Below are 20,905 nucleotides of genomic sequence, written 5' to 3'. Positions count from 1 at the left end.
ATAATGCAAAAAGCTTGACGCATCATGCGTCAAGCTTTTTTTGATTCCTTTTCTTTTTGTTTGGCAAAATATTCTTCTGCGAGCTTATCGACTTCTTTTTTCAATTCTTCAACCATCGTTTCTTCTGGAACTTTGCGAACGATTTTACCATGGCGGAACAATAACCCCTCTCCGCGTGCTCCAGCGATGCCGATATCGGCTTCGCGTGCTTCTCCCGGACCATTTACCGCACAACCAAGCACTGCCACTTTAATCGGTGCTTTAATTTTAGCGATGTATTCCTCGATTTCATTGGCGATGCTGATTAAGTCAATTTCGATGCGTCCGCACGTTGGGCAAGAAATGAGTGTTGCTGCATTCGAAGCAAGCCCGAAGGTTTTTAACAGCTCTCTTGCCACCTTTACTTCTTCAACTGGATCTGCACTTAATGAAACACGAATTGTATTTCCGATCCCCTTGCTTAAAATCGCTCCGAGTCCAGCGGCACTTTTCACCGTTCCGGCAAACAATGTACCCGATTCAGTGATGCCGAGATGAAGCGGATAGTCAAATGTCCGAGCCGCTTTTTCATACGCTTCGATCGCCAATCGGACATCGGACGCTTTTAACGAAACGATAATATCATGGAAATCAAGCTCCTCTAAAATTCTAATATGGTGTAGGGCGCTTTCGACCATTCCATCAGCAGTAGGATAACCATATTTTTCTAAAATCCGCTTTTCTAATGAACCAGCATTGACGCCGATACGAATCGGAATCCCGCGCTCTTTTGCCGCTTTAACCACCGCCTCAACTTTTTCACGGCGGCCGATATTTCCAGGATTGATGCGAATCTTATCAGCTCCGCCTTCAATCGCCTTCAGCGCCAATTTGTAATCAAAATGAATATCGACAACAAGTGGGATGTTAATCCGTTTTTTTATTTCTGGAATAGCGTTAGCTGCTCGTTCGTCCGGGCAGGCGACGCGAACGATTTGGCAGCCCGCTTCTTCTAGCCGTTTTATTTCAGCAACCGTCGCCTCGACATCGTGTGTTTTCGTTGTTGTCATGCTTTGAATAATGACCTCATTGCTTCCACCGATAGTCAAATTGCCGACGCGAACGGGACGAGTTTTTGAACGATGAATAATTTCATTCACGAAACATTCGCTCCTTTAAGAAACTAGTTCATGTCACCTTCTGAACTATTTTAACAATGTTTGCAGACGATTGACAAGAAATTCGCTGCTTAATGTTTATATATAGGAATTTTGTACGTTTTTCCGATTTGTAGCGAATTCGCCTTTGTTCCGGGATTCAATGCTTCGAAATCTTTGATTAATTGTTCGATGGAAACGGGAAGGGGAGCATTTTGTTGCTTTTCCGCGATAGATAAAAGGGTGTCTCCTGCTTTGATCGTCACCGTTTGATAGTTTATGTTCATTTTTGCTCTTAATTTCGGTTCATGGATGTGGAGCGTTTTTATTTTAGTGGTTGTCGGTAACGTTCCTTTTATTAAATCGTGGGAAACCACGTATAGACATAAGCATAAGACAAGAAAGAGTACGAATTTTTTCATTTTTGTCCTCCAAAATCGTTCTTGTTATAAGTATGTATGCTTGTCCGAGCGAAATATGTCTTATGTGCGAGGCAATCGTTAGATAAAAACACCAACGTCTTTACTGAAAATTAACATTGTCTTAATAAAGGCATAAAAATTGTCAGCTACAATGAGCTTGTAGTGAGGCAAAGAAAAATATATGGAGGGTAAAAGGATGCTAAAAAGAAATGTAAAATTAGCTATTGCTGCACTATTCATTACGGGGTCACTTGCTGGATGTGGAACATCTAACAAGACTAACGAAGAAAATGCCGGTACAAAAGATACAAAACAAGAAGCGTATTCCGGTACTATTACATTAGCGGGATCTACAGCCCTTCAGCCACTTGCCGAAGAAGCAGCCAATGAGTTTATGGGGAAATATCCAGATGTTTCTATTACGGTACAAGGTGGTGGAAGCGGTACGGGGGTAAACCAAGTAGCAGCTGGTGCGGTACAAATCGGTAACTCCGATGTTCCATCAGCGGAAAAATTAGAAGATAAAACAAAAGCAGGAGAATTAGTGGATAATAAAGTAGCGGGTATCGCGTTCGCCTTAGTTGTAAATAAAGATGTAAAAGTAGATTCCTTAACAGTACAACAAATTCAAGACATCTTTTCCGGAAAAATCACAAACTGGAAAGAAGTTGGCGGGAACGATGAAAAAATTAATGTCATTAATAGACCTGCCTCCTCTGGTACACGCGCTACATTTGAAAAGACATTAATGAAAGATGTGAAAATCAACGATAGCATTGGTACGGTACAAGACTCTAACGGTGCAGTCGAACAAGCGATTAACTCGACACCAGGTTCGATTAGCTATGTAGCGATGTCTTATTTAGTCGGAGACAAAGCGAACGCGTTAACGACATTAAAAATTGATGGAGTCGAGCCAACGGTAGAAAACATCAAATCACAAAAATATCCGTTCTGGTCTTATGAATATATGATCACAAAGGGCGAACCGAAAGATGCGGTAAAAGGGTTTGTAGATTATGTAAAGAGTGAGGAGTTTGCTCCGAAGGTAAAAGAAATGGGCTATATTCCAATGTCTGAATTAGAGTAATTTTATGTTGGGCTGGCTATCGTTAGCCAGTCTTCTTCATTGAAAGCTTCGAGGTGGTGAATTTGATGATGAAGGGGAAAAAAAAGCTCAATTATTGGAAAAGCGAATATATCGGAAGAACGGTTGTTACGTTTTGCGGTTTGTTAATTGTGTTTATTACGCTTTCGATTATTGCGTTTATTTGTAGTAAAGGAATTCAATCGTTTACCCAAAGTCACATTTCTTTAAAGGAAATGTTGTTTTCAACACAATGGCAACCAAATCATTCTGAACCGAAATATGGAGCGGTGATCTTTATTGTCGGTTCCACACTCGTGTCGCTTGGGGCTGTCATTTTGAGCACTCCTATTGCGATTGCATTAGCGATCTTTGTCAATTATATTTCACCGAAATTGGGGTCGAAAGTGTTAAAACCCGTATTAGAATTGCTTGTCGGGATTCCGTCTGTCGTCTATGGATTATTAGGAGTGACGATTCTTGTTCCTTTGCTCAGAGAGTGGTTTGGTGGAGTAGGATTTAGTTTGATTGCGGGCATTATTGTGCTAAGTATTATGATTTTGCCAACGATCGCAAGTATTGCTTCAGACGCGATTGCTGGGGTTCCATTTGCCTATTTAGAAGCATCGTATGGACTAGGATCAACAAGATGGCAAGCGATTAGTCGAGTGATGGTTCCAGCAGCTCGAAAAGGAATTTTAACGGGAATTGTATTGGGATTAGCAAGAGCATTTGGCGAGGCGTTAGCAGTTCAAATGGTGATTGGAAACACCGTAAAATTGCCTTCTGGATTATATAGCCCAACGGCCACATTAACAGGAATTTTAACGATGGATATGTCAAATACGTTAAATGGGACAGCTTGGAATAACGCGTTATGGACATTAGCGATGATTTTGCTGTTTATTTCCTTTTTGTTTATTTTATTGATTCGAGTTATTGCGCAAAGAGGTGAAAACTAAGATGAAGGCAAGAACGGTTGACGCCATTTGGACGGGAATTTTATATACGATTGCTATCTTTGTCGTTGCTTTATTAGTATTTTTGATTGCAGCCATTATTTCAAAAGGATGGGGATTTTGGGATCCTAACTTTCTCTTTGGAAAGCCGAGCAATACGCAGGCAGGGGGAGGAATCGGTCCTCAATTATTTAACTCCCTTTACATGCTAGTTATTACATTGCTTATTTCGGTTCCATTAGGTCTAGGAGCGGGAATTTATTTGGCCGAATATGCCAAACAGGGGAGACTGTTAAACTTTATTCGATTATGTATTGAAACGATGGCGTCTCTTCCTTCCATCGTTGTCGGGTTGTTTGGACTTTTAGTATTTGTTACGTTGACCGGTTGGGGATATACGTTAATTGGCGGTGCTTTGGCAATCACCATTTTAAACTTACCTAGTTTAACAAGAGTTTGTGAGAACGCTATTTTGGATGTTCCCCATAGTGTGAAGGAAGCGAGTCTTGGATTAGGGGCGACGAGATGGCAAACGCTAGTAAGAGTCATCATTCCAGCAGCGTTACCACAAATTATTACTGGAGTGATTTTAGCAGCAGGAAGAATTTTTGGAGAAGCAGCAGCGTTGATTTATACGTCAGGTTTGACTACTCCGTTCTTAAATCCTTCTGCTGATTTATCAAGCAAGTTACATCCGTTGAATCTTTTTCGCCCTGCTGAAACCCTTACCGTACACATTTGGAAACTAAATTCGGAAGGGATTGTTCCAGATGCAAAGTTAATTGCAGCAAAATCAGCGGCCGTCTTAATTATCATGGTTCTTTTGTTTAATATTATCGCCCGCTTTATCTCTATGCTATTACAAAATTATTTTGCGGGAAGTAAGCGGAAAACAAAAAAAGAATGAAGGCTGCTGCTTAATTGAAGAAAGCCAATAAGCTACAGGCTGTAGCTTATTGGCCTTATCTTTATTCACGGTGAATTTTTGCTGAGGGAATTTCTTTAATAGCTAAAAATAGCACGGTAATGGAAACAAACCAATGAATGAATGGAGCATACGGAACAACAGCTTGCAGCGCTTCCATAATCGCAAAAAAGACAGTTGATAGCGTCACTGCATAAGCGGACATCACCCATGTATGACGATACGTAATTTTTTTGTCGAGTGTGCTTCGCAAAATAAGACCGATGAAGGCAAGAACGGAAACACCGACAAATTTACTGGCACTTGTAAAAAGATACAAAAGGAGAAACGTTAAAGGAACAAGAACAGGCAGTAATGATTGGAGCGTTTCGATAAACGTATGAACATCTTGATTCGTTAATGTTATTTCAGGCAACATCGTATAACTGTAATATTGTGTTTGGTTGTTCGCGACGAGTACCGCCTCATGTTTCAGCAATCCGATAGCATTGCCAGAACGCTCGACTTCTTCTTTCGTAACTTGTCCAGTGCTATCAAAAACGATGGTCAATCCGTGCTCGTCGATGACAATGGGCTGAGTCGCTGAAGAATGGAGTTCGCCGTTCTCAATCGTAAAAGCTGGAATTTCGTTCTTAAGTAACGAGCTTGTATAGCGAATTCCTTCAAGAAAGCTTGTTGTAAAATGATAGGTAAGCGGCAAGGTGAAAATGAGCGCCAGCAAGAATACATATAAAATCGCTTTTCCGATTTTTTGAAAACGAAATCGTGCAATATCCTTTGGAGAATATAAGCTTTTCCATAACTGTATAAACATATTCATCTCTTACACATCCTTCCCTGTCCTCCATGCTCATTGTATATTGTCTAGCTCAATAATTCAACTTCAAGAAAAAAGACTAAACTCCTACACGCGAAAATGATAAATCATATATCGCTATTGAATATGGTCGATCGATTGTCAAAGAGAAAGAACCCTCCTAAGATAAGATGTTCTATCTCAGGAGGGAAATGACGCTTAGACTTTAAATGTTTGGAGCACCTCATTTAATTGTTTAACTAATTCGTTTAAAGATTGGGCTGCATGCGAAACCTCATCCATAGAGGTACTTTGCTGCTGTGCTATTGCGGCCACATGTTCCATATTTCCGGCAATCTGTTGAGAAATCGAAGCTATTTCCTCCATATTCGTAGACATTTGTTTCGTTTGTACACTGACTTGGTGGACAATGGCGGAAACCTCTTTCGATTCTTTCGAGACATTTGTCACAGCCTGTACAATATCCTTAAAGGCTGTATCTGTTTGATGAACCATTTTGATTCCGCCTTGTAACACTTCAGCGCCGCGGGCCATCGATTGAACAGTTTGTTCCACTTCATGTTGGATTTCTTCAATAATTTTTTGAATTTGTTTAGCTGCTTGTCCACTTTGAGCAGCTAGCTTTCTTATTTCGTTGGCCACCACTGAAAATCCTTTTCCATGTTCTCCAGCCCTTGCTGCTTCGATAGCTGCATTTAAAGAAAGCAGGTTCGTTTGACTAGCAATTTGACTGATTAAGTTCACGATTTGATCAATTCGCTTCGATTTTTGACCGAGTAAATATACTATTTCTGCTGTTTCGCCTACGGTTTTTTGCACTAAATTCATTTGTTTCACGGTTTTGTCCACTAATTCATTTCCTATATATGCTTGATGATTGGCTTTGTTCGTCGAGACTTCCACGTCTGCCATGGAAACGGCTGCTTGCTCCATTCCTCTAGCGATTTCATGAAAAAATTGCGAAATTTGAATCGCGGAATTGGCCTGTTTCTCTGTTCCGATCGCCACTTCACTTATTGCTATCGCAATTTGTTCAGAAGCTTGCTTCGACTCGTGTGCTGTGAGACGCAATGTCTCAGAGGAGAGCGTTACATGTTTAGAACTGGCATCCAAATGTCCAATTAGAGTAGTAAGGCTATCAACCATTTGATTAAAGCCGTAAGCCAATGCCTGAATATCTTTACTTGAACCAGTTAATTGTATCCTTGTTTGTAAATTGCCTTGTCCTACTTGTTGCATGGAGTGTTTTAAAAAAGCAATCGGTTTGATAACTTGACGAATGATAAAAAAGCCGATGAGACTTGCAAAAAATATTGTAATAAGAGAGATTTGAATACTTATACGTCCATAGTCAAAAACCGGTTGCAAATACTCTTGTTCTTTAAGAGCTAAAACATATAATTCTCCATTTAGATCCATTGAATAGGCATAAGATAAAGTGAGTCCTTGAAAGTGAAAAATCCCTCGTTTTTGTCTATACATTTTATCGATTACTGAATGAGGTAAAGAAGGTAAAGGACTATCAAATCCTGCCAGCTTTTTGATTGCTTTTTCTTTTGTAATTGTAAACTGCATCGGTTGTAACTGAAGGGCTTTAAATTTCTGTTGGTTTAATGCTAACACATAGGATAACTTTTTATTAAATTCTTCATTCGTAGCCGTTGCCTTTAACATAGAAATTTTTTCGATCATTACTTCAGTCGATAACTGCATTTGTTGCTCTACTGCTCGAATGACAATCTGTTTGTTTTTTTCGTAGCCGACATAAGCAATCATTGCGGAAGATATACATGTAATAAAAATAATGACCAGCACTAATATTGTTTGCAGATTCAATTTGTTTATAAAAGAAAGATGAGAAAAGATGTAGGGACGTTTTATTTTTGCTTTCTTTTTCGTTGAACTTTGCAGAACAAAAAAACTTCTCAATAAGCTTAATGAGACTGACCATGATCGTTCTCGTTTTTTCATTTTTTACTCTCCTTTGAGCTTCCTGAGCCATGTATGTAATGGTATTACTTCCAATTTATTCGATGATTTTTATGTTTTTGTTAAGCCAATGTATGAAAAGTGTTAATATAGTGTATGGAAATTGTTAAGCTTCTCTATAAACTTCATTGACCGTTTTCCATTGTATATGTTAAAATCGGAAATACCTAAAGGGTACGGTTTCAGCGATAAATGCAGCTAGAAATTGGGCGAGATGTCCCTTTTTTGAGGAGAGGTCTCGTTCAAATGGGCTTCATCGGGACAACTTTAATACACCGCTTGAGTCACAGCTGGAGTTAAGCTGAGAGCGGGACAGATGGAACACCAAAATAATTTATGTAACTTGGACCCTTAGCTCAGCTGGTTAGAGCGGACGGCTCATAACCGTCTGGTCGCAGGTTCGAATCCTGCAGGGTCCATCCAAATCTCTATGATGATGAGTTCTACGCTTTCATATGGCTGTCCGATCATTTTTAGGACAGTCTAATTTTTATGAGTGAAAAAGCAAATAAATTGAAACATTGTGGCAATTTTGGTAAGCTAATTTTAAACGAACGCAAAGATGGATATACTATCTTGCGTTCGGAATACATAAACGATGATAAAGGAGGAGTTTGTATGGCATTTGAATTACCTCAATTACCTTATGCATATGACGCACTTGAGCCACACATTGACAAAGAGACAATGAACATCCATCACACAAAACACCATAACACATATGTTACGAACTTAAACGCAGCTTTAGAAGGGCATGCAGATTTACAAAACAAAACGATCGAGGAATTGCTCAGCAATTTGGAAGCACTTCCAGAAAGCATTCGTACAGCAGTTCGCAACAATGGTGGCGGACATGCTAACCACTCTCTTTTCTGGACAATTCTTTCACCGAATGGCGGTGGCGAGCCAACAGGCGAATTAGCAGAAGCGATCAATAAAAAATTCGGTAGCTTTGCAGCATTTAAAGAAGAATTTACGAAAGCAGCAACAACTCGTTTCGGTTCTGGTTGGGCATGGCTTGTTGTGAATAACGGCGAGCTTGAAATTACAAGCACACCAAACCAAGACTCACCTCTTATGGAAGGGAAAACACCAATTCTTGGCTTAGACGTTTGGGAACATGCGTATTACTTAAGATATCAAAACCGTCGTCCTGAATACATTGCAGCATTCTGGAATGTCGTGAACTGGGACGAAGTGGCAAAACGCTATAGTGCGGCGAAATAATCAATGAGAAATCAAAGATGGCTTCATAAGTGAGGCCATCTTTTTTTAGCATATCAGAATTTATAATTTTTTAAGGAGAAGCATCTAGCTCGGTTCGCAACGTATCTCCTGCTTGAATCCACTTCTTCGCTGCACCGAGTCATCGCAGGCGCGGCATCTGGAAATAACCTTTCTCCGTCGTTTTGTCCAGCTCTCTTATGACAAAATCACCTTTTCCTTTGAGGTGCAATGTTCTTTTCGGAAACACCAAGTCCTTCTAAGTAACCTTGGTATTTCTGCTTTTCTTCATAAGAAAGCGTATAGGATGGCGAAAATTTGCCAAACTACCCTTTAGATGAAAAGGGGAGTTTATAATGGCAATAGTAAAAAAAATGATTGGAAATGTTCATGTGAATCGGGAATTGCTTTTATTGTTATTCATTGGCGGCTTTTACTCGCTGAGCGTGTCGCTTTCCAACACGTTCGTTAATATCTATTTGTGGAAGCAGTCAGGAGAATTTCGTGATTTAGCGTTATACAATCTAGCAGTTGTTATATTGCAGCCTATCACGTTCATTGTAGCAGGTCGATTGGCGAAAAAAATTGACCGCATTATTGTGCTGCGTCTCGGTGTTTCGTTTTTAGCGATTTTTTTTGTGACTGTGTTACTGGTCGGAAATCGAGCACACGATTATTTGTTGCTGCTTGGGGCATTGCTTGGGATCGGGTACGGATTTTACTGGCTGGCGTTTAATGTGTTAACATTTGAAATTACGGAACCAGATACACGTGATTTTTTTAACGGGTTTCTCGGAATTTTATCTTCTGTTGCTGGGATGATTGGTCCAATAATTGCTGGCTATATTATCTCTTCGTTCGTCAAATTCAAAGGATATACGCTTATTTTCTCCATTTCGCTTGGACTGTTCATTGTTGCGATCATCTTAAGCTTTTTTTTGCATCGCCGAGGAGCGGAAGGAAATTATTTATTTCTTCGCATTTTAAAAGAAAGAAGCTATAATAAAAATTGGCGACTCATTACGAATGCTCACTTTTTCCAAGGATTGCGAGAAGGAACGTTTGTTTTTGTCATCTCCGTATTAGTTTATATTACGACGGGAAGCGAACTAGCGCTCGGAACGTTTGGATTAGTCAATTCAGCTACTTCATTTGTTGTTTATTATCTTGCTTCTCGTTTTATTGAACGGAAACATCGAAAAAAAGCGATTTTATGGGGTGGTTTGTTATTATACGGAGCGATTTTTTTAATTGTTTTTGATGTTTCATACATGCGGCTCATATTATACGCAATAGCGATTGCAATTGCGTATCCGATTTTATTAGTTCCATACTCTTCACTTACCTTTGATGTTATAGGAATAAGTTGGAAATCAACGGAAATGCGGATTGAGTATATAGTCGTTCGCGAGTTGTTTTTAAATAGCGGCCGCATCGTATCGATTCTTTCCTTTTTCGTGGCCGTTACCTATTTTGACACAGAGAAGAGTCTTCCTGTTTTAATGCTATTGCTTGGAGCGGGACATGCGATGATTTACTTCTTTGTTCGTCGCATTCATTTCGTGGCCAAAAAGGCGAATGAACCAGAGTCATCATTTATTCGTCCAAAGTTAGCAAACGAGGAAGGGGGCTCCCCAGTGTAGGAGTCTCCTTTTTCCATGTCGATTTTCTAGAAAAATGACGTTGTTTCTTTTAAAATAAAAATAAATGTAGTAAACGGGCTGTGGAGAAATAGGAGGTTTTTATCTTGAAGAAAAGGAAAAAAGCGCAAGTACCGTTTCGCTTAAATATGTTATTTTTCTTTGTGTTTTTACTCTTTTCTGCGCTTATTTTGCGCCTAGGCGTTGTGCAAATTGTATACGGTGAACAATATCGGAAAGAAGTAGAGCGGACGGAGGATGAAATTGTCAGCACTCCTGTACCGCGCGGAAAAATTTATGATCGCTATCATCGAGTCATTGTCGATAACGTTCCACTCAATGCGATTACATATACGCGCACGAAAACGACGACTCCTGAAGATACGCTTAAGGTGGCTCGTCAATTGGCGAAATATATCGATAAACCGGTCGAGAAGGTAACTGAGCGCGATATGAAAGATTATTGGATTTTAACGCGACGGGATAAAGCAGAAAAAAAAGTAAGCAAAAAAGAGCGAAAACAGTTTGCAAAACAAGGATTATCGGAAAAAGAAATCGACCAAAAAGTGTACAAGCTTACATTGGAGCGAATTACTCCTGAAGATTTAAAGGAGATTACAAAAGATGAACTTGAAGTCATTGCCATTAAACGAGAATTGGATAGCGGTTATGCATTAACACCGCAAATTGTCAAAAACAAAGGAGTAACCAATAAAGAATACGCAGTAGTGAGCGAACATTTGGAGGAGCTTCCGGGCGTAAGTACAACAACAGATTGGGAACGACATTATGTATATGGAAATACATTTCGTTCCGTTCTCGGTAACATCACCAAAGATGATGAAGGGCTGCCGCGCGAACGTCTAGATCATTTTTTAGCGCGCGACTATAGCCGAAATGACCGCGTCGGCAAAAGTTATATCGAGGCGCAATACGAAGATGTGTTGCATGGGAAAAAAGCGAAAATCAAAAACATTGTAGACAAATCAGGGAACGTCATTTCGACGGAGCAAATTTATGAAGGCCAACGCGGGAAAGACCTCGTTTTAACGATTGATATTGAACTTCAACAGCGCGTCGAAAAAATTATTGAAGAGGAGCTAAAAGCAGCGAAACGAAGCGGTGGAACACCATTGTTAGATCGCGCTTTTGTTGTGATGATGAATCCGAAGACGGGCGAAATTTTAGCGATGGCAGGAAAGATGTTTACAAAAAATGAACAAGGGAAAGTCGAACTGAGGGATTATGCACTTGGTACGATGACATCCGCCTATGCGATGGGCTCTGCCGTTAAAGGAGCAACCGTATTAACTGGATTCCAAACAGGAGTGCTTCACCCGAATACGTATATTAGAGACGAGCCGTTATATATTAAAGGAACTCCGGTGAAAAAATCATACCAGACAATGGGCACAATTAATGAGTTAACCGCCTTGCAGCGTTCCTCGAACGTCTATATGTTTAAAACGGCCATTGCGATCGGCGGCGGCAAGTACCAGCCGCATGCACCGCTTTCGATTGATCCTGATGCATTTACGACGATACGGAAATATTTCAGCCAGTTTGGTTTAGGAGTGAAAACTGGGATTGATTTGCCGAATGAAATTATCGGATTTCAAGGAACAAGTAAACTTCCGGGATTTTTATTGGACCTTGCGATTGGACAGTATGATATGTATACGCCGCTTCAACTGGCACAATACGTCTCGACGATTGCCAATGGCGGCTATCGGATGAAGCCACAAATTGTCAAAGAAATTCATGAACCAAGCAACGACGAAAAACAATTAGGTCCAGTTATTAGCGAGTTCGAACCTGTTGTATTAAATCGCATTGACATGAAAACAGAATACATTAAGAGAGTGCAAGAAGGATTCCGCCGCGTGATGCAGGAAACAGGTGGAACAGCAGCAGCCTTTTTCGCCGATGCCCCATATAAACCGGCTGGAAAAACTGGAACAGCGCAGGCATTTTATGATGGACCTATAAAAAGTAAAAGAAATGCAGAAACCTATAATTTAACATTGGTAGGTTATGCCCCTTACAATGATCCGGAAATTGCTTTTTCCGTCGTTGTTCCTTGGGCGTATCAACACGAACCGCACTATCCGATTAACAACAAAATTGGCAGAAAAATTTTAGATACTTATTTCGAATTGAAAAAAGAGCGGATGAATCATGATTCCGAGCAAACCGATTCCAATTTATCGACTGAACAATCAAATGAACAATAACAACTAGGACAGTTTAACCGCGAACTAGCTTAAGTACGGCATGAGTTCGATTTTCAACCGGAACTTATGCCGTATTTCATTTATATCATTTTTTGTTAACTAGCTTATTGAAGTTCGTCAACGGTTGATAGAGAATCCAATGGCATTTTCCTGTTCCATTTCAAATGATCGAAGAAGGTTTTGAGAGACAAGGTTCTGGCAGTTGTTCTTCTAGATCACATAAACAAATGCAAGAAGAGACTGCGTTTCTTTTCGATGGTACAAGATGAAAAAAGCAAGATACGTGCTTACTTGGCAAGCCATCATTTCATAGTGAAAAATCTTTCACTGATATATTTCATTCCATTTTTGTTCCGCGCTTATCCTTTACACTGATTATGGTAATGGAACAGAAGCGTTTCCATTTTCAGCTCAAAGGGAAAATGTATGTTACGGGTTATGCAGAGATCTTCACATACAGCTTCTTCTTCGTCTGTAATCGAAAGATGCTCATTTACAAAAGCTTAACATTTATTTAAAACCTTATTAATAGTTCCATAGTAATCTATAAATGTATACCTAATGACTGTTCTTGCAGTTATTTGATATTTGTTGTTGGCATCTCGATAGTTGACATTTTTACGTTAGAACAACGGTGACTGTGAAGAAATTCGCATAACAGGCCGTAAAGAGATTTATTCAGAACTGTACGGGTGTGAAAGTGCTCTTAGTTCGCATGGATGAAGGAGGGCGTTTTATGGAATTAACGGTTATAAAGGAAAAAGTAGAACCGCAAAAGATTGTTGAAGTGGGGACAGAAAAGGCGGTTGTCTATCGTACGAATCAATTAAACTTATGGTATGGGGAACACCACGCCTTAAAAGATATTAATTTGGATATTTATGAAAATGAAGTCATGGCGATTATCGGTCCTTCCGGTTGTGGGAAATCCACATATATCAAAACATTAAACCGGATGATTGAATTAGTGCCAAATGTTCGAACATCTGGAGAAATTACGTATCGCGGGCGCAACATTTTTGATCCTTCCTATCGCGTTGAAGAGTTGCGTACACAAGTCGGAATGGTTTTCCAAAAGCCAAATCCGTTTCCGAAATCGATCTATGACAATGTCGCTTACGGACCGCGTATTCATGGAATTCGCGATAAAAAGATTTTAGATGAAATTGTTGAAAAAAGTTTACGTGGAGCGGCGATTTGGGACGAAGTGAAAGACCGTCTGCATGATCATGCTTACGGGTTATCAGGTGGGCAACAACAGCGTCTATGTATCGCTCGCTGTCTCGCCATTGAGCCAGATGTGATTTTAATGGACGAACCGACTTCTGCGCTTGATCCAATTTCGACATTAAAGATTGAAGAGCTCGTTCAAGAATTAAAGAAACGTTACAGCATTATTATCGTTACCCATAATATGCAACAGGCAGCGCGTATTTCTGATAAAACAGCGTTTTTCCTCAACGGAGAAGTCATTGAATGTAGCGACACGGATCAGCTGTTTTCCAATCCGGCTGACAAGCGTACAGAAGACTACATTACCGGGCGATTTGGTTAAGTCAAGAAAGCGAGCGAGAGGAGACAAAGATGATTGTGCGCGAAAAATTCCAGTATGATTTGCATACATTGCGACAAAAATTGCTTGAAATTGGTCATTTGACAGAAACCGCATTACGCGAGGCACTCGAGGCGCTGCAAACAAAGAACGCAGATCAAGCATTGGCCATGATTGAGCGCGATAGCGATATAGATGTGCTTGAAGAAGAAATCAATGACTTTGCGATTTTGCTCATTGCCAAGCAACAGCCGGTCGCGATTGATTTACGAAGAATTATTGTCGCGATTAAAATTGCAACGGACATCGAGAGAATTGCGGACTTTGCGGTCAATATAGCAAAGGCAAGCATTCGTATTGGTGATCAGCCATTTCTCATCAATGTCGAAAAACTTGTGCGTATGCATCATATCGCGCTAGAAATGGTGTCATTAGGGTTAAAATCGTACTATGAGGAAGATGTTGCGCTGGCAAGACAGCTCGCTGAAATGGATGATGAAGTGGACCATTTATACGGACAGATGATGAAAGAATTGTTGCAAATGACGCAAACGAGCAAAGAGGCACTTTCGCAAATGACTCAGCTTTCGTTAGTGGCTCGTTATATCGAACGAATCGCTGATCATGCAACGAATCTTGCTGAACATGTGTTTTATCTTGTCAAAGGAAGACATTATACGCTGAACGATTAATAATTAGGCTGCTTTCGTAAAAGAAAGCAGCCTAATTTATTTTTCCTGTAATGATGTTGCCGATGTTTTCATAGCTCATATCGCTACGTACTTCATATGTACCAATGCGAATCTCGTGTGTCAATTGATGCTGTTCTAAATAGTTCATAAACGCTTTCGCACTCGGAATAATCTGTGCAGCTTCTAGTTCTTTTGCAAATTGTGCCGGAACATCTCCTTTTTTAATGACGAGCCGGTATATATGAACAGTTTTCAACTGTGATGACATCGCTGGAGATGGAGAGGAAGGTTGTTTAGATCGCTTAGACATTTCTTTGAGATGTTCATATTCCTTTTTCGGGATTGCGACGAGCCCTTGATCATTAAGCTCGGAGTTGAGTTGAGATTTTGTCAATGTATGCGGTTGACTATAGTAAACGGTGCCGATAATCGCCGTAGCAAGTAACAGTCCGATGGAAAATGCCCGAATTACCGCTCGATTCATCGAGTCATTCCCCGCAATATCATTTTCACTTCTTCCAAGGTGAGTCCGCTTTCCCGGGCAATTTGCTCATAAGAAAGTCCTTGCTTATAAAGAGCCAGTATGCGCTCTTTCTCCGAAGAAAAGGAATTTGCAGGCCATTTGCGGGCAATTTCCACCACTTCTTCCTCGTTCATTAATAATTCTTCCTCTAGCACCTTTAATCGTTTTTTTATTTGATACGTTTCTTGGGCAAGCGAAAGCGTCAAATGATCGAGCTGCTCTTCTATGTTTTTCATGTGATCTTTAGCAAAAAAAGAAAAAATAAAAAGAACGAACGCGATGCCGATGAGTGCGATCATCGTATATTCCATCATCTATTATCACCCTTTTTCACTATATCACAGCTTTGTTTCACAAATAAATACAAAAATATACACATTCTCACAATGAAGAGCGAAATAAAATCGTGTCTTGAAAAATATGATGGTAATAGTGATTGGTACGGAAAATGGTCAAAAAGGAGTGAATCGTTAATGAAAGGTGTGATTATGGCAGGAGGGAAAGGAACGCGCCTGCGCCCGCTCACGTGTCATCTGCCAAAGCCGATGGTTCCGCTTGTCGAAAAACCAATGATGGAATATACAATCGAATGGCTTAAGCGTTTTGGAATTACTGACATTGCGGTGACAATTCATTATTTAAGGGATTGCATTAAAGACTATTTTGGGGATGGGCGGCGTTTCGGTGTACATATTTCCTATTTTGAAGAACAGGAGCCGCTCGGAACGGCCGGGAGTATAAAAAATGCCTCGAGCTTTATTGATGATACGTTTATTGTCATCAGCGGTGATGCCTTAACCGATTTTCATTTATCGGAGGCGCTCGAATTCCATCAACAGCGGGGCGCTCTTGCGACGATTCTTATGTCCCGTGAGCGTGAGCCTCTCGATTACGGAGAAATGATTATTGATCAAGCAGGACGGGTAAAACAGTTATTGGAAAAACCTAGATGGGATGAAGTATATAGTGATTTTGTGAATACAGGAATTTATATTTTTGAGCCGGAGATTTTACACTATATCGAGGCCGATACTCCGTCTGATTTCAGCAGTGATGTATTTCCGCACTTATTACAATATGAAAAGCCGCTCTATGGCTACGCGGCAAAAGGATATTGGCTCGATATTGGAACGTTTCAACAATATCGTCAGGCGCATATTGACATATTAAATAAAAAAGTAAATGTTTCATTGAAAGGAGAAGAATTATTTCCGCATGTATGGGTCGGTGAACACGTGCAAATTGAAGACGGAGCTATGATTATAGGGCCCGCTTTTATTGGCGACGGAGCAGTCATTCGAAAACATGTAAAAGTGGAACCGTACTCTGTTATTGGGGAACATGTACAAGTAAATGAATATACGTCGATTAAACGCAGCATTATTTGCAGTCATGGATATATTGGGAAACACTGTGAACTGCGCGGGAGCATCGTCGCTAACGGGACGTATATGGCGAATAGCGTCGAACTATTAGATGATTCCGTCATCGGAAGTCGCTGTGTGGTTCAATCGCATGTTCGCGTAAAACCTAACGTAAAAATTTGGCCGAAAAAAGTGATTTTCGAAGGAGCTACTGTCCATTCTTCTATTTTTTGGGGAAAACAAATTCGTCGGTCTTTATTTACGGATTATGGAATTTGCGGTATTGCAAATATCGAAATCTCACCTGAGTCAGCTTCGAAATTGGCTTGTGCCTATGGAAGCACCTTGCCGCTTAAAAGTAAGGTGATCGTAGCTAGTGACGGTCAACCATTTGCCGATATGATAAAGCAATCGATCATTCAAGGATTGCATTCCACAGGGATTAACACGATAGATTGCCTCGATCCCATCACGGCCCCGATCGTCCGCTATCAACTGTCGCAATCTTCATATGATGGGGGGATTTTTATTTCGATAAACGAACAGGAGCGAAAAGTATATATTGATGTTTATGATCAATATGGATATCCAATCGATCGAAAGCAAGAACGGAATATTGAAATGACGCTGGCCCAAGAACAACTTCGTCGCGTGCCAGTGGAACAACTAGGAGAAAGTGAGTATCATCAACGTGCCTTTTCGCGATATACAGAAGCGCTGTGTAAGCATATTTACGTTCCACTTAATGGTTGCAAAGTAATTCTTGCTGCCAATGCACATATTCATCATATTGCAAAAGAACTAGTTTCCCATGTCGGTGAAGGGATGATCTCGATTCATGATACGAATATCGATTCTATACGTGAATATGTACGCACGATGAACGTCAAATTTGCTTTTGTTATCCAAAACAACGGAGAACAATTTACCGTTATAGATGAAAAGGGAGATGTTTTAACAGAGATGCAGCTTCTTTGCATGTATACAATGACGACGTTATTATTTCAATCTGGCATGATCGTTCCTATTCCGAACTATGCCCCTTCTTCATTAGAAACAATTGCAAGAGAGCTAAACGGGAACGTACGGCGAATGAATGGAAAACGGCGAGACATGCTGCTTGCCCTTTCCCACCCCTTTCATTTTTGTTATGATGCGTTATATGCTTTTATTCAACTTTTTCAACTTTTATCATTTGACACACGTTCGTTATCCGAGCTTCTTGCTTCGTTCCCACATGTTCATTGGTTGTGTGATTATGTATCATGCTCTTGGAGTGCGCGCGGGATAGTGATGCGGAAACTGATTGAAGAAGCGTTGGAAAAAAGAATCGATATTGATGGCGGCATTAAAGTGTATCACTCCGATGACAGTTGGGCATTTATTTTACCGAAGCTCGATGAACCGGCATTTACGATTTATTCACAAGCGTCTGATTTTCAAAAGGCGAAGGAGACGATGGCATATTATATAAACAAAATACGACAATATCAAAATGCATAAATTAAATATGGAAATTGCCGCGAAAAAGTGCTATCATAGAAAAGTCTGATTATAAGTTTATCAAAGTTTGGAGGGAATAATAATGCGCGTAAACATTACATTAGCTTGCACAGAATGCGGCGAACGTAACTATATTACGACAAAAAATAAACGCAACAATCCAGATCGTCTTGAGCTAAAAAAATATTGCCCAAGAGATAAAAAGGCAACTCTTCATCGTGAGACGAAGTAAGCAGTAGGAACGAATTTCCTGCTGCTTTTTTATTAATCATGAAGAAGGTGTGAGCTATGGAAGATAAAAAGACAATACGCCAGCAAATGAAAGCACGATTACAACAATTAACTGATGAACAAAAACAAGCATATGATAAAGAAATCGCTAGAAATTTATATGCTCTCCCGCTATGGCAAAACGCAACTACCATCGGAATTACCATTTCAAGAGGAATAGAAGTCAATACAAAACCAATTATCGAAAAAGCATGGCAAGCTGGAAAAGCGGTTGCTGTGCCAAAATGTGACCCGGTCACAAAAACGATGAGGTTTCGAGAAATTTGTTCGTTTTCTCAATTGGAATCGGTTTATTTTGATTTATGGGAACCGATAGCAGCAGTGACCAGGGAGGTGGCGGCAGACGATATCGATGTAATGATCGTTCCAGGGATTTGTTTTTCAAGAAACGGCTATCGAATCGGTTACGGTGGGGGATATTACGATCGATATTTACAACATTTTTCGCAAACAACAATTTCTTTAGCGTATACATTCCAAGTGATTGACGATATTCCATCTGAGCCGCATGATATTCCTGTACAACAAATTATTACGAATGATGAGGTTATTGTGTGTGATGAATGAGTGGGTATATGTTGCAGCTATTATTGCTGTAGCGATTGGTGGTTGGTGGATTCGTTCTCTTTCAGTTTCTGGGGCTGTGGCGACTGTCTTCGTCGGACTTGCGGTTGTATTGGGTTTTTCTTGGAAAGGATTGTTGATATTAGGGGCATTTTTTGTTAGCTCCAGCTGTTGGAGTCAATTTCAACAGAAGAGAAAAACAAAAATGCTTGAAAAAATTGAAAAAGGCGCGCAACGCGATTATATACAAGTATTAGCCAATGGAAGTATTCCTGCGGCGCTTAGTCTTCTTTCTATTTATTTTCCTTCTCCACATTGGTTAGATATGTTTATCATTTCAATTGCTGCAGCGAATGCGGACACGTGGGCGTCGGAAATCGGTAGTTTAGGTCGTCGCCCTCCGCGGTTGTTGACGACATGGGAGAAAGTAGAAGCAGGAACATCTGGGGCAGTCACAATGCTGGGAACATGTGCTGCGTTAGCCGGAGCGTTTTTTATTGCTGTAGTAGGCTCGTTTTTATGGCCGAATATACCAGTTGTCACAGTTAGCTTTTTTGGATTGCTAGGCAGCTTTTTTGACACATGGTTCGGTGCGGTTTGGCAAACGACATATCGCTGCCAAATATGTGGAATAGAGACAGAGAAAAAGGAACATTGCGGACAAAAAACCGTACGAATAAAAGGCTATCGCTTGATCAATAATGATGTTGTCAATTGGTTGTCCATTCTAAGTTCAATAATTGTTTATCTATTTGTCACGAAGTTGCCATAAATGATAGTGGAAATGGAAGAGAATTTGGTTGGATACAATGTAGGCAGGATGCGTTAAAGTGAAGAAAGGTGGAACTTGATGGAAAATCGTGTCAATCGCGTTACGTTAATCAGGACGGGTTTTGTTGGATCAAGTTATGCTTTTGATTTACTGAATCAAGGGGAACGGAAGAACTTGTGCTCATTTGATATAAGGTAAGGAACAAGCATAAGGTCGATAGGTTTAAATTATGGATTGTCGTTTGTTCCTTCCCCGACAAAAAATTGGATTTGGTGATGACAGTGAGAGAGAGAACCAAAAGCCAGGAGAAACGCGCTTAGATTTAGTTCATAAAAATATGTACATTTCCTGAACGATTGTTTCTCAGGTAACGGAGAGGTTGATGTCTTTTTCCTTGTAGCGACGTATGCTACGTGGAAATTTCCCGGATTACCAAAAGTGAGGGGGAGCGGTTCTGGAATGATTTTAGATACGCTGCGGTTTCGCTATTTGTTGGGGGAAGATTTTCAAGTTGGCGCACAAAATGTGTACGCCTATATGATTGGAGAGCATAGGGAGAGTTACCGGCTTGGAGCCATGCTGATATTAGCGGAAGATTGGTGCTAGATTTAGTGCGTGAAAGAGAAAAATTACAAAAGGGGAGTTTTAGAACAATCGTTTTACACTGTCCGCGATGCCGATTGAACGATAATTACTATTGGGGCTTGTTCGGTTGACAAGGGCGATTTTACAAAATGACAATTCCTTGTTCACTTGTTTCTGCTTATTAGATGAAGAATTATGGACAAAGTGATCTTTATATCGAAGTGCTAACGATCGTGAATGATAGAATTTCAGTTAGCAGGCGAGGAACAAGCGAATTTTGTTCATTCCGCAACAGTGCCAAAGCAGATTATGAAGCCATTTTTCAATGAATAGATGCCACCGATTAACGGTGGCTTTTTTCTTGTTAAGACTTGGCCTATTTCATAATTTGTAAAACGATTGGACAAAAGAATAAAGAAGCACTGATAAAGTAAAAGGAGGAAACAGGGATGAATCGATTCGTTTATTCCATCGTAGCCGTTGTGACAGGGCTGCTTCTTTATCGTTATCGTTATCAAGTCATTAATTCGATATTCCGTATTCGCTTGTTACAAAAGGGGCTTGTTCGTTTCGCAATGAACATTCCGTTCGTTCGTAATGCAATTGTTTCCCAAGTATTCCGATAA

At 40.2% G+C, this 20,905-nt stretch carries 20 protein-coding genes and 1 tRNA gene; 15 read left to right on the top strand and 6 right to left on the bottom strand.

The features are described 5' to 3' along the window. Positions 1 to 29: 29 nt before the first annotated feature. Together ispG and ISX45_RS10535 are read right to left on the bottom strand one after the other, a co-directional pair. Positions 30 to 1,139 (bottom strand): flavodoxin-dependent (E)-4-hydroxy-3-methylbut-2-enyl-diphosphate synthase, encoded by a 1,110-nt coding sequence (gene ispG / locus ISX45_RS10540; RefSeq protein WP_181554424.1) that lies wholly within the window; start codon positions 1,137 to 1,139, stop codon positions 30 to 32. Between the two features lie 89 nt (positions 1,140 to 1,228). Then, the gene (locus ISX45_RS10535; RefSeq protein WP_194518941.1) at positions 1,229 to 1,558 is read right to left on the bottom strand and encodes a LysM peptidoglycan-binding domain-containing protein; all 330 of its coding nucleotides are present in this window, start codon (positions 1,556 to 1,558) and stop codon (positions 1,229 to 1,231) included. 196 nt (positions 1,559 to 1,754) lie between these two features. Here ISX45_RS10535 and ISX45_RS10530 point away from each other — a divergent pair, with 196 nt between their 5' ends. From ISX45_RS10530 to pstA, 3 genes are all read left to right on the top strand, one after another. Further along, a complete protein-coding gene (locus ISX45_RS10530; protein WP_181554422.1) occupies positions 1,755 to 2,648 on the top strand; it encodes a phosphate ABC transporter substrate-binding protein PstS family protein in 894 nt (297 codons plus the stop codon). Between the two features lie 68 nt (positions 2,649 to 2,716). After that, entirely contained in the window at positions 2,717 to 3,607 is an 891-nt protein-coding gene (gene pstC, locus ISX45_RS10525; RefSeq protein WP_181554854.1) for a phosphate ABC transporter permease subunit PstC, read from the top strand. A 1-nt stretch (position 3,608) separates the two neighbouring features. Next, on the top strand, positions 3,609 to 4,511 hold the full coding sequence (gene pstA / locus ISX45_RS10520) for a phosphate ABC transporter permease PstA (RefSeq protein WP_194518940.1): 903 nt from the start codon (positions 3,609 to 3,611) through the stop codon (positions 4,509 to 4,511). 61 nt (positions 4,512 to 4,572) lie between these two features. On the opposite strand, the gene ISX45_RS10515 is transcribed toward pstA, so the two are convergent. Next, a complete protein-coding gene (locus tag ISX45_RS10515) occupies positions 4,573 to 5,349 on the bottom strand; it encodes a DUF1189 domain-containing protein (RefSeq protein ID WP_194518939.1) in 777 nt (258 codons plus the stop codon). Positions 5,350 to 5,544: 195 nt separating this feature from the next. Then, entirely contained in the window at positions 5,545 to 7,317 is a 1,773-nt protein-coding gene (locus ISX45_RS10510; RefSeq protein WP_194518938.1) for a methyl-accepting chemotaxis protein, read from the bottom strand. Between the two features lie 363 nt (positions 7,318 to 7,680). On the opposite strand from ISX45_RS10510, the gene ISX45_RS10505 reads away from it, so the two are divergent. From ISX45_RS10505 to phoU, 6 genes are all read left to right on the top strand, one after another. After that, positions 7,681 to 7,754 (top strand) — tRNA-Ile (locus tag ISX45_RS10505). A gap of 199 nt (positions 7,755 to 7,953) precedes the next feature. Next, positions 7,954 to 8,562 carry a superoxide dismutase SodA gene (gene sodA / locus ISX45_RS10500; RefSeq protein WP_181554418.1) on the top strand — a complete coding sequence of 203 codons (609 nt, stop codon included), beginning with the start codon at positions 7,954 to 7,956 and terminating at the stop codon, positions 8,560 to 8,562. A gap of 353 nt (positions 8,563 to 8,915) precedes the next feature. Then, positions 8,916 to 10,202, top strand: coding sequence for an MFS transporter (locus ISX45_RS10495; RefSeq protein ID WP_194518937.1), 1,287 nt, complete (start codon positions 8,916 to 8,918; stop codon positions 10,200 to 10,202). A 104-nt stretch (positions 10,203 to 10,306) separates the two neighbouring features. Then, complete coding sequence (locus ISX45_RS10490) at positions 10,307 to 12,433, top strand: peptidoglycan D,D-transpeptidase FtsI family protein (protein WP_181554416.1); 2,127 nt, start codon at positions 10,307 to 10,309, stop codon at positions 12,431 to 12,433. A gap of 736 nt (positions 12,434 to 13,169) precedes the next feature. Further along, positions 13,170 to 13,988, top strand: coding sequence for a phosphate ABC transporter ATP-binding protein PstB (gene pstB / locus ISX45_RS10485; RefSeq protein WP_194518936.1), 819 nt, complete (start codon positions 13,170 to 13,172; stop codon positions 13,986 to 13,988). Between the two features lie 29 nt (positions 13,989 to 14,017). Then, entirely contained in the window at positions 14,018 to 14,677 is a 660-nt protein-coding gene (phoU, locus tag ISX45_RS10480; RefSeq protein ID WP_194518935.1) for a phosphate signaling complex protein PhoU, read from the top strand. 31 nt (positions 14,678 to 14,708) lie between these two features. On the opposite strand, the gene ISX45_RS10475 is transcribed toward phoU, so the two are convergent. Both ISX45_RS10475 and ISX45_RS10470 read right to left on the bottom strand, forming a co-directional pair. Then, positions 14,709 to 15,161 carry an aminodeoxychorismate lyase gene (locus ISX45_RS10475; RefSeq protein WP_194518934.1) on the bottom strand — a complete coding sequence of 151 codons (453 nt, stop codon included), beginning with the start codon at positions 15,159 to 15,161 and terminating at the stop codon, positions 14,709 to 14,711. Next, positions 15,158 to 15,514 (bottom strand): DUF6115 domain-containing protein, encoded by a 357-nt coding sequence (locus tag ISX45_RS10470; RefSeq protein WP_181554412.1) that lies wholly within the window; start codon positions 15,512 to 15,514, stop codon positions 15,158 to 15,160. The genes ISX45_RS10475 and ISX45_RS10470 overlap by 4 nt, the downstream gene beginning before the upstream one ends. Before the next feature lie 159 nt (positions 15,515 to 15,673). Here ISX45_RS10470 and ISX45_RS10465 point away from each other — a divergent pair, with 159 nt between their 5' ends. The 6 genes from ISX45_RS10465 to ISX45_RS10440 all read left to right on the top strand — a co-directional run bounded on the left by ISX45_RS10465 (position 15,674) and on the right by ISX45_RS10440 (position 20,905). Continuing rightward, on the top strand, positions 15,674 to 18,067 hold the full coding sequence (locus ISX45_RS10465) for a sugar phosphate nucleotidyltransferase (RefSeq protein ID WP_194518933.1): 2,394 nt from the start codon (positions 15,674 to 15,676) through the stop codon (positions 18,065 to 18,067). Between the two features lie 82 nt (positions 18,068 to 18,149). Then, positions 18,150 to 18,299, top strand: coding sequence for a 50S ribosomal protein L33 (rpmG, locus tag ISX45_RS10460; protein WP_111644233.1), 150 nt, complete (start codon positions 18,150 to 18,152; stop codon positions 18,297 to 18,299). A gap of 56 nt (positions 18,300 to 18,355) precedes the next feature. Continuing rightward, positions 18,356 to 18,925 (top strand): 5-formyltetrahydrofolate cyclo-ligase, encoded by a 570-nt coding sequence (locus ISX45_RS10455; RefSeq protein ID WP_181554410.1) that lies wholly within the window; start codon positions 18,356 to 18,358, stop codon positions 18,923 to 18,925. Then, positions 18,918 to 19,694: a DUF92 domain-containing protein gene (locus ISX45_RS10450; protein ID WP_194520681.1), complete on the top strand. Its 777-nt coding sequence runs from the start codon at positions 18,918 to 18,920 to the stop codon at positions 19,692 to 19,694. Before ISX45_RS10455 ends, ISX45_RS10450 begins: the two co-directional genes overlap by 8 nt. 459 nt (positions 19,695 to 20,153) lie before the next feature. Then, positions 20,154 to 20,300 (top strand): hypothetical protein, encoded by a 147-nt coding sequence (locus tag ISX45_RS19635; RefSeq protein WP_228485535.1) that lies wholly within the window; start codon positions 20,154 to 20,156, stop codon positions 20,298 to 20,300. Between the two features lie 428 nt (positions 20,301 to 20,728). Next, a complete protein-coding gene (locus tag ISX45_RS10440) occupies positions 20,729 to 20,905 on the top strand; it encodes a hypothetical protein (RefSeq protein WP_181554409.1) in 177 nt (58 codons plus the stop codon).

It is taken from the genome of Thermaerobacillus caldiproteolyticus, assembly GCF_015326725.1.
GTDB classification, from domain to species: domain Bacteria; phylum Bacillota; class Bacilli; order Bacillales; family Anoxybacillaceae; genus Thermaerobacillus; species Thermaerobacillus caldiproteolyticus.
This window is presented reverse-complemented; position numbering and strand designations above follow the sequence as displayed.

Coding starts and splice junctions, on each gene's coding strand:
- ISX45_RS10535 (WP_194518941.1), bottom strand. CDS start 1,558: ATGAAAAAATTCGTACTCTTTCTTGTCTTATGCTTATGTCTATACGTG.
- ISX45_RS10530 (WP_181554422.1), top strand. CDS start 1,755: ATGCTAAAAAGAAATGTAAAATTAGCTATTGCTGCACTATTCATTACG.
- pstC (WP_181554854.1), top strand. CDS start 2,717: ATGAAGGGGAAAAAAAAGCTCAATTATTGGAAAAGCGAATATATCGGA.
- pstA (WP_194518940.1), top strand. CDS start 3,609: ATGAAGGCAAGAACGGTTGACGCCATTTGGACGGGAATTTTATATACG.
- ISX45_RS10515 (WP_194518939.1), bottom strand. CDS start 5,349: ATGAATATGTTTATACAGTTATGGAAAAGCTTATATTCTCCAAAGGAT.
- ISX45_RS10510 (WP_194518938.1), bottom strand. CDS start 7,317: ATGAAAAAACGAGAACGATCATGGTCAGTCTCATTAAGCTTATTGAGA.
- sodA (WP_181554418.1), top strand. CDS start 7,954: ATGGCATTTGAATTACCTCAATTACCTTATGCATATGACGCACTTGAG.
- ISX45_RS10495 (WP_194518937.1), top strand. CDS start 8,916: ATGGCAATAGTAAAAAAAATGATTGGAAATGTTCATGTGAATCGGGAA.
- pstB (WP_194518936.1), top strand. CDS start 13,170: ATGGAATTAACGGTTATAAAGGAAAAAGTAGAACCGCAAAAGATTGTT.
- phoU (WP_194518935.1), top strand. CDS start 14,018: ATGATTGTGCGCGAAAAATTCCAGTATGATTTGCATACATTGCGACAA.
- ISX45_RS10475 (WP_194518934.1), bottom strand. CDS start 15,161: ATGAATCGAGCGGTAATTCGGGCATTTTCCATCGGACTGTTACTTGCT.
- ISX45_RS10470 (WP_181554412.1), bottom strand. CDS start 15,514: ATGATGGAATATACGATGATCGCACTCATCGGCATCGCGTTCGTTCTT.
- ISX45_RS10465 (WP_194518933.1), top strand. CDS start 15,674: ATGAAAGGTGTGATTATGGCAGGAGGGAAAGGAACGCGCCTGCGCCCG.
- rpmG (WP_111644233.1), top strand. CDS start 18,150: ATGCGCGTAAACATTACATTAGCTTGCACAGAATGCGGCGAACGTAAC.
- ISX45_RS10455 (WP_181554410.1), top strand. CDS start 18,356: ATGGAAGATAAAAAGACAATACGCCAGCAAATGAAAGCACGATTACAA.
- ISX45_RS10450 (WP_194520681.1), top strand. CDS start 18,918: ATGAATGAGTGGGTATATGTTGCAGCTATTATTGCTGTAGCGATTGGT.
- ISX45_RS19635 (WP_228485535.1), top strand. CDS start 20,154: ATGATTTTAGATACGCTGCGGTTTCGCTATTTGTTGGGGGAAGATTTT.
- ISX45_RS10440 (WP_181554409.1), top strand. CDS start 20,729: ATGAATCGATTCGTTTATTCCATCGTAGCCGTTGTGACAGGGCTGCTT.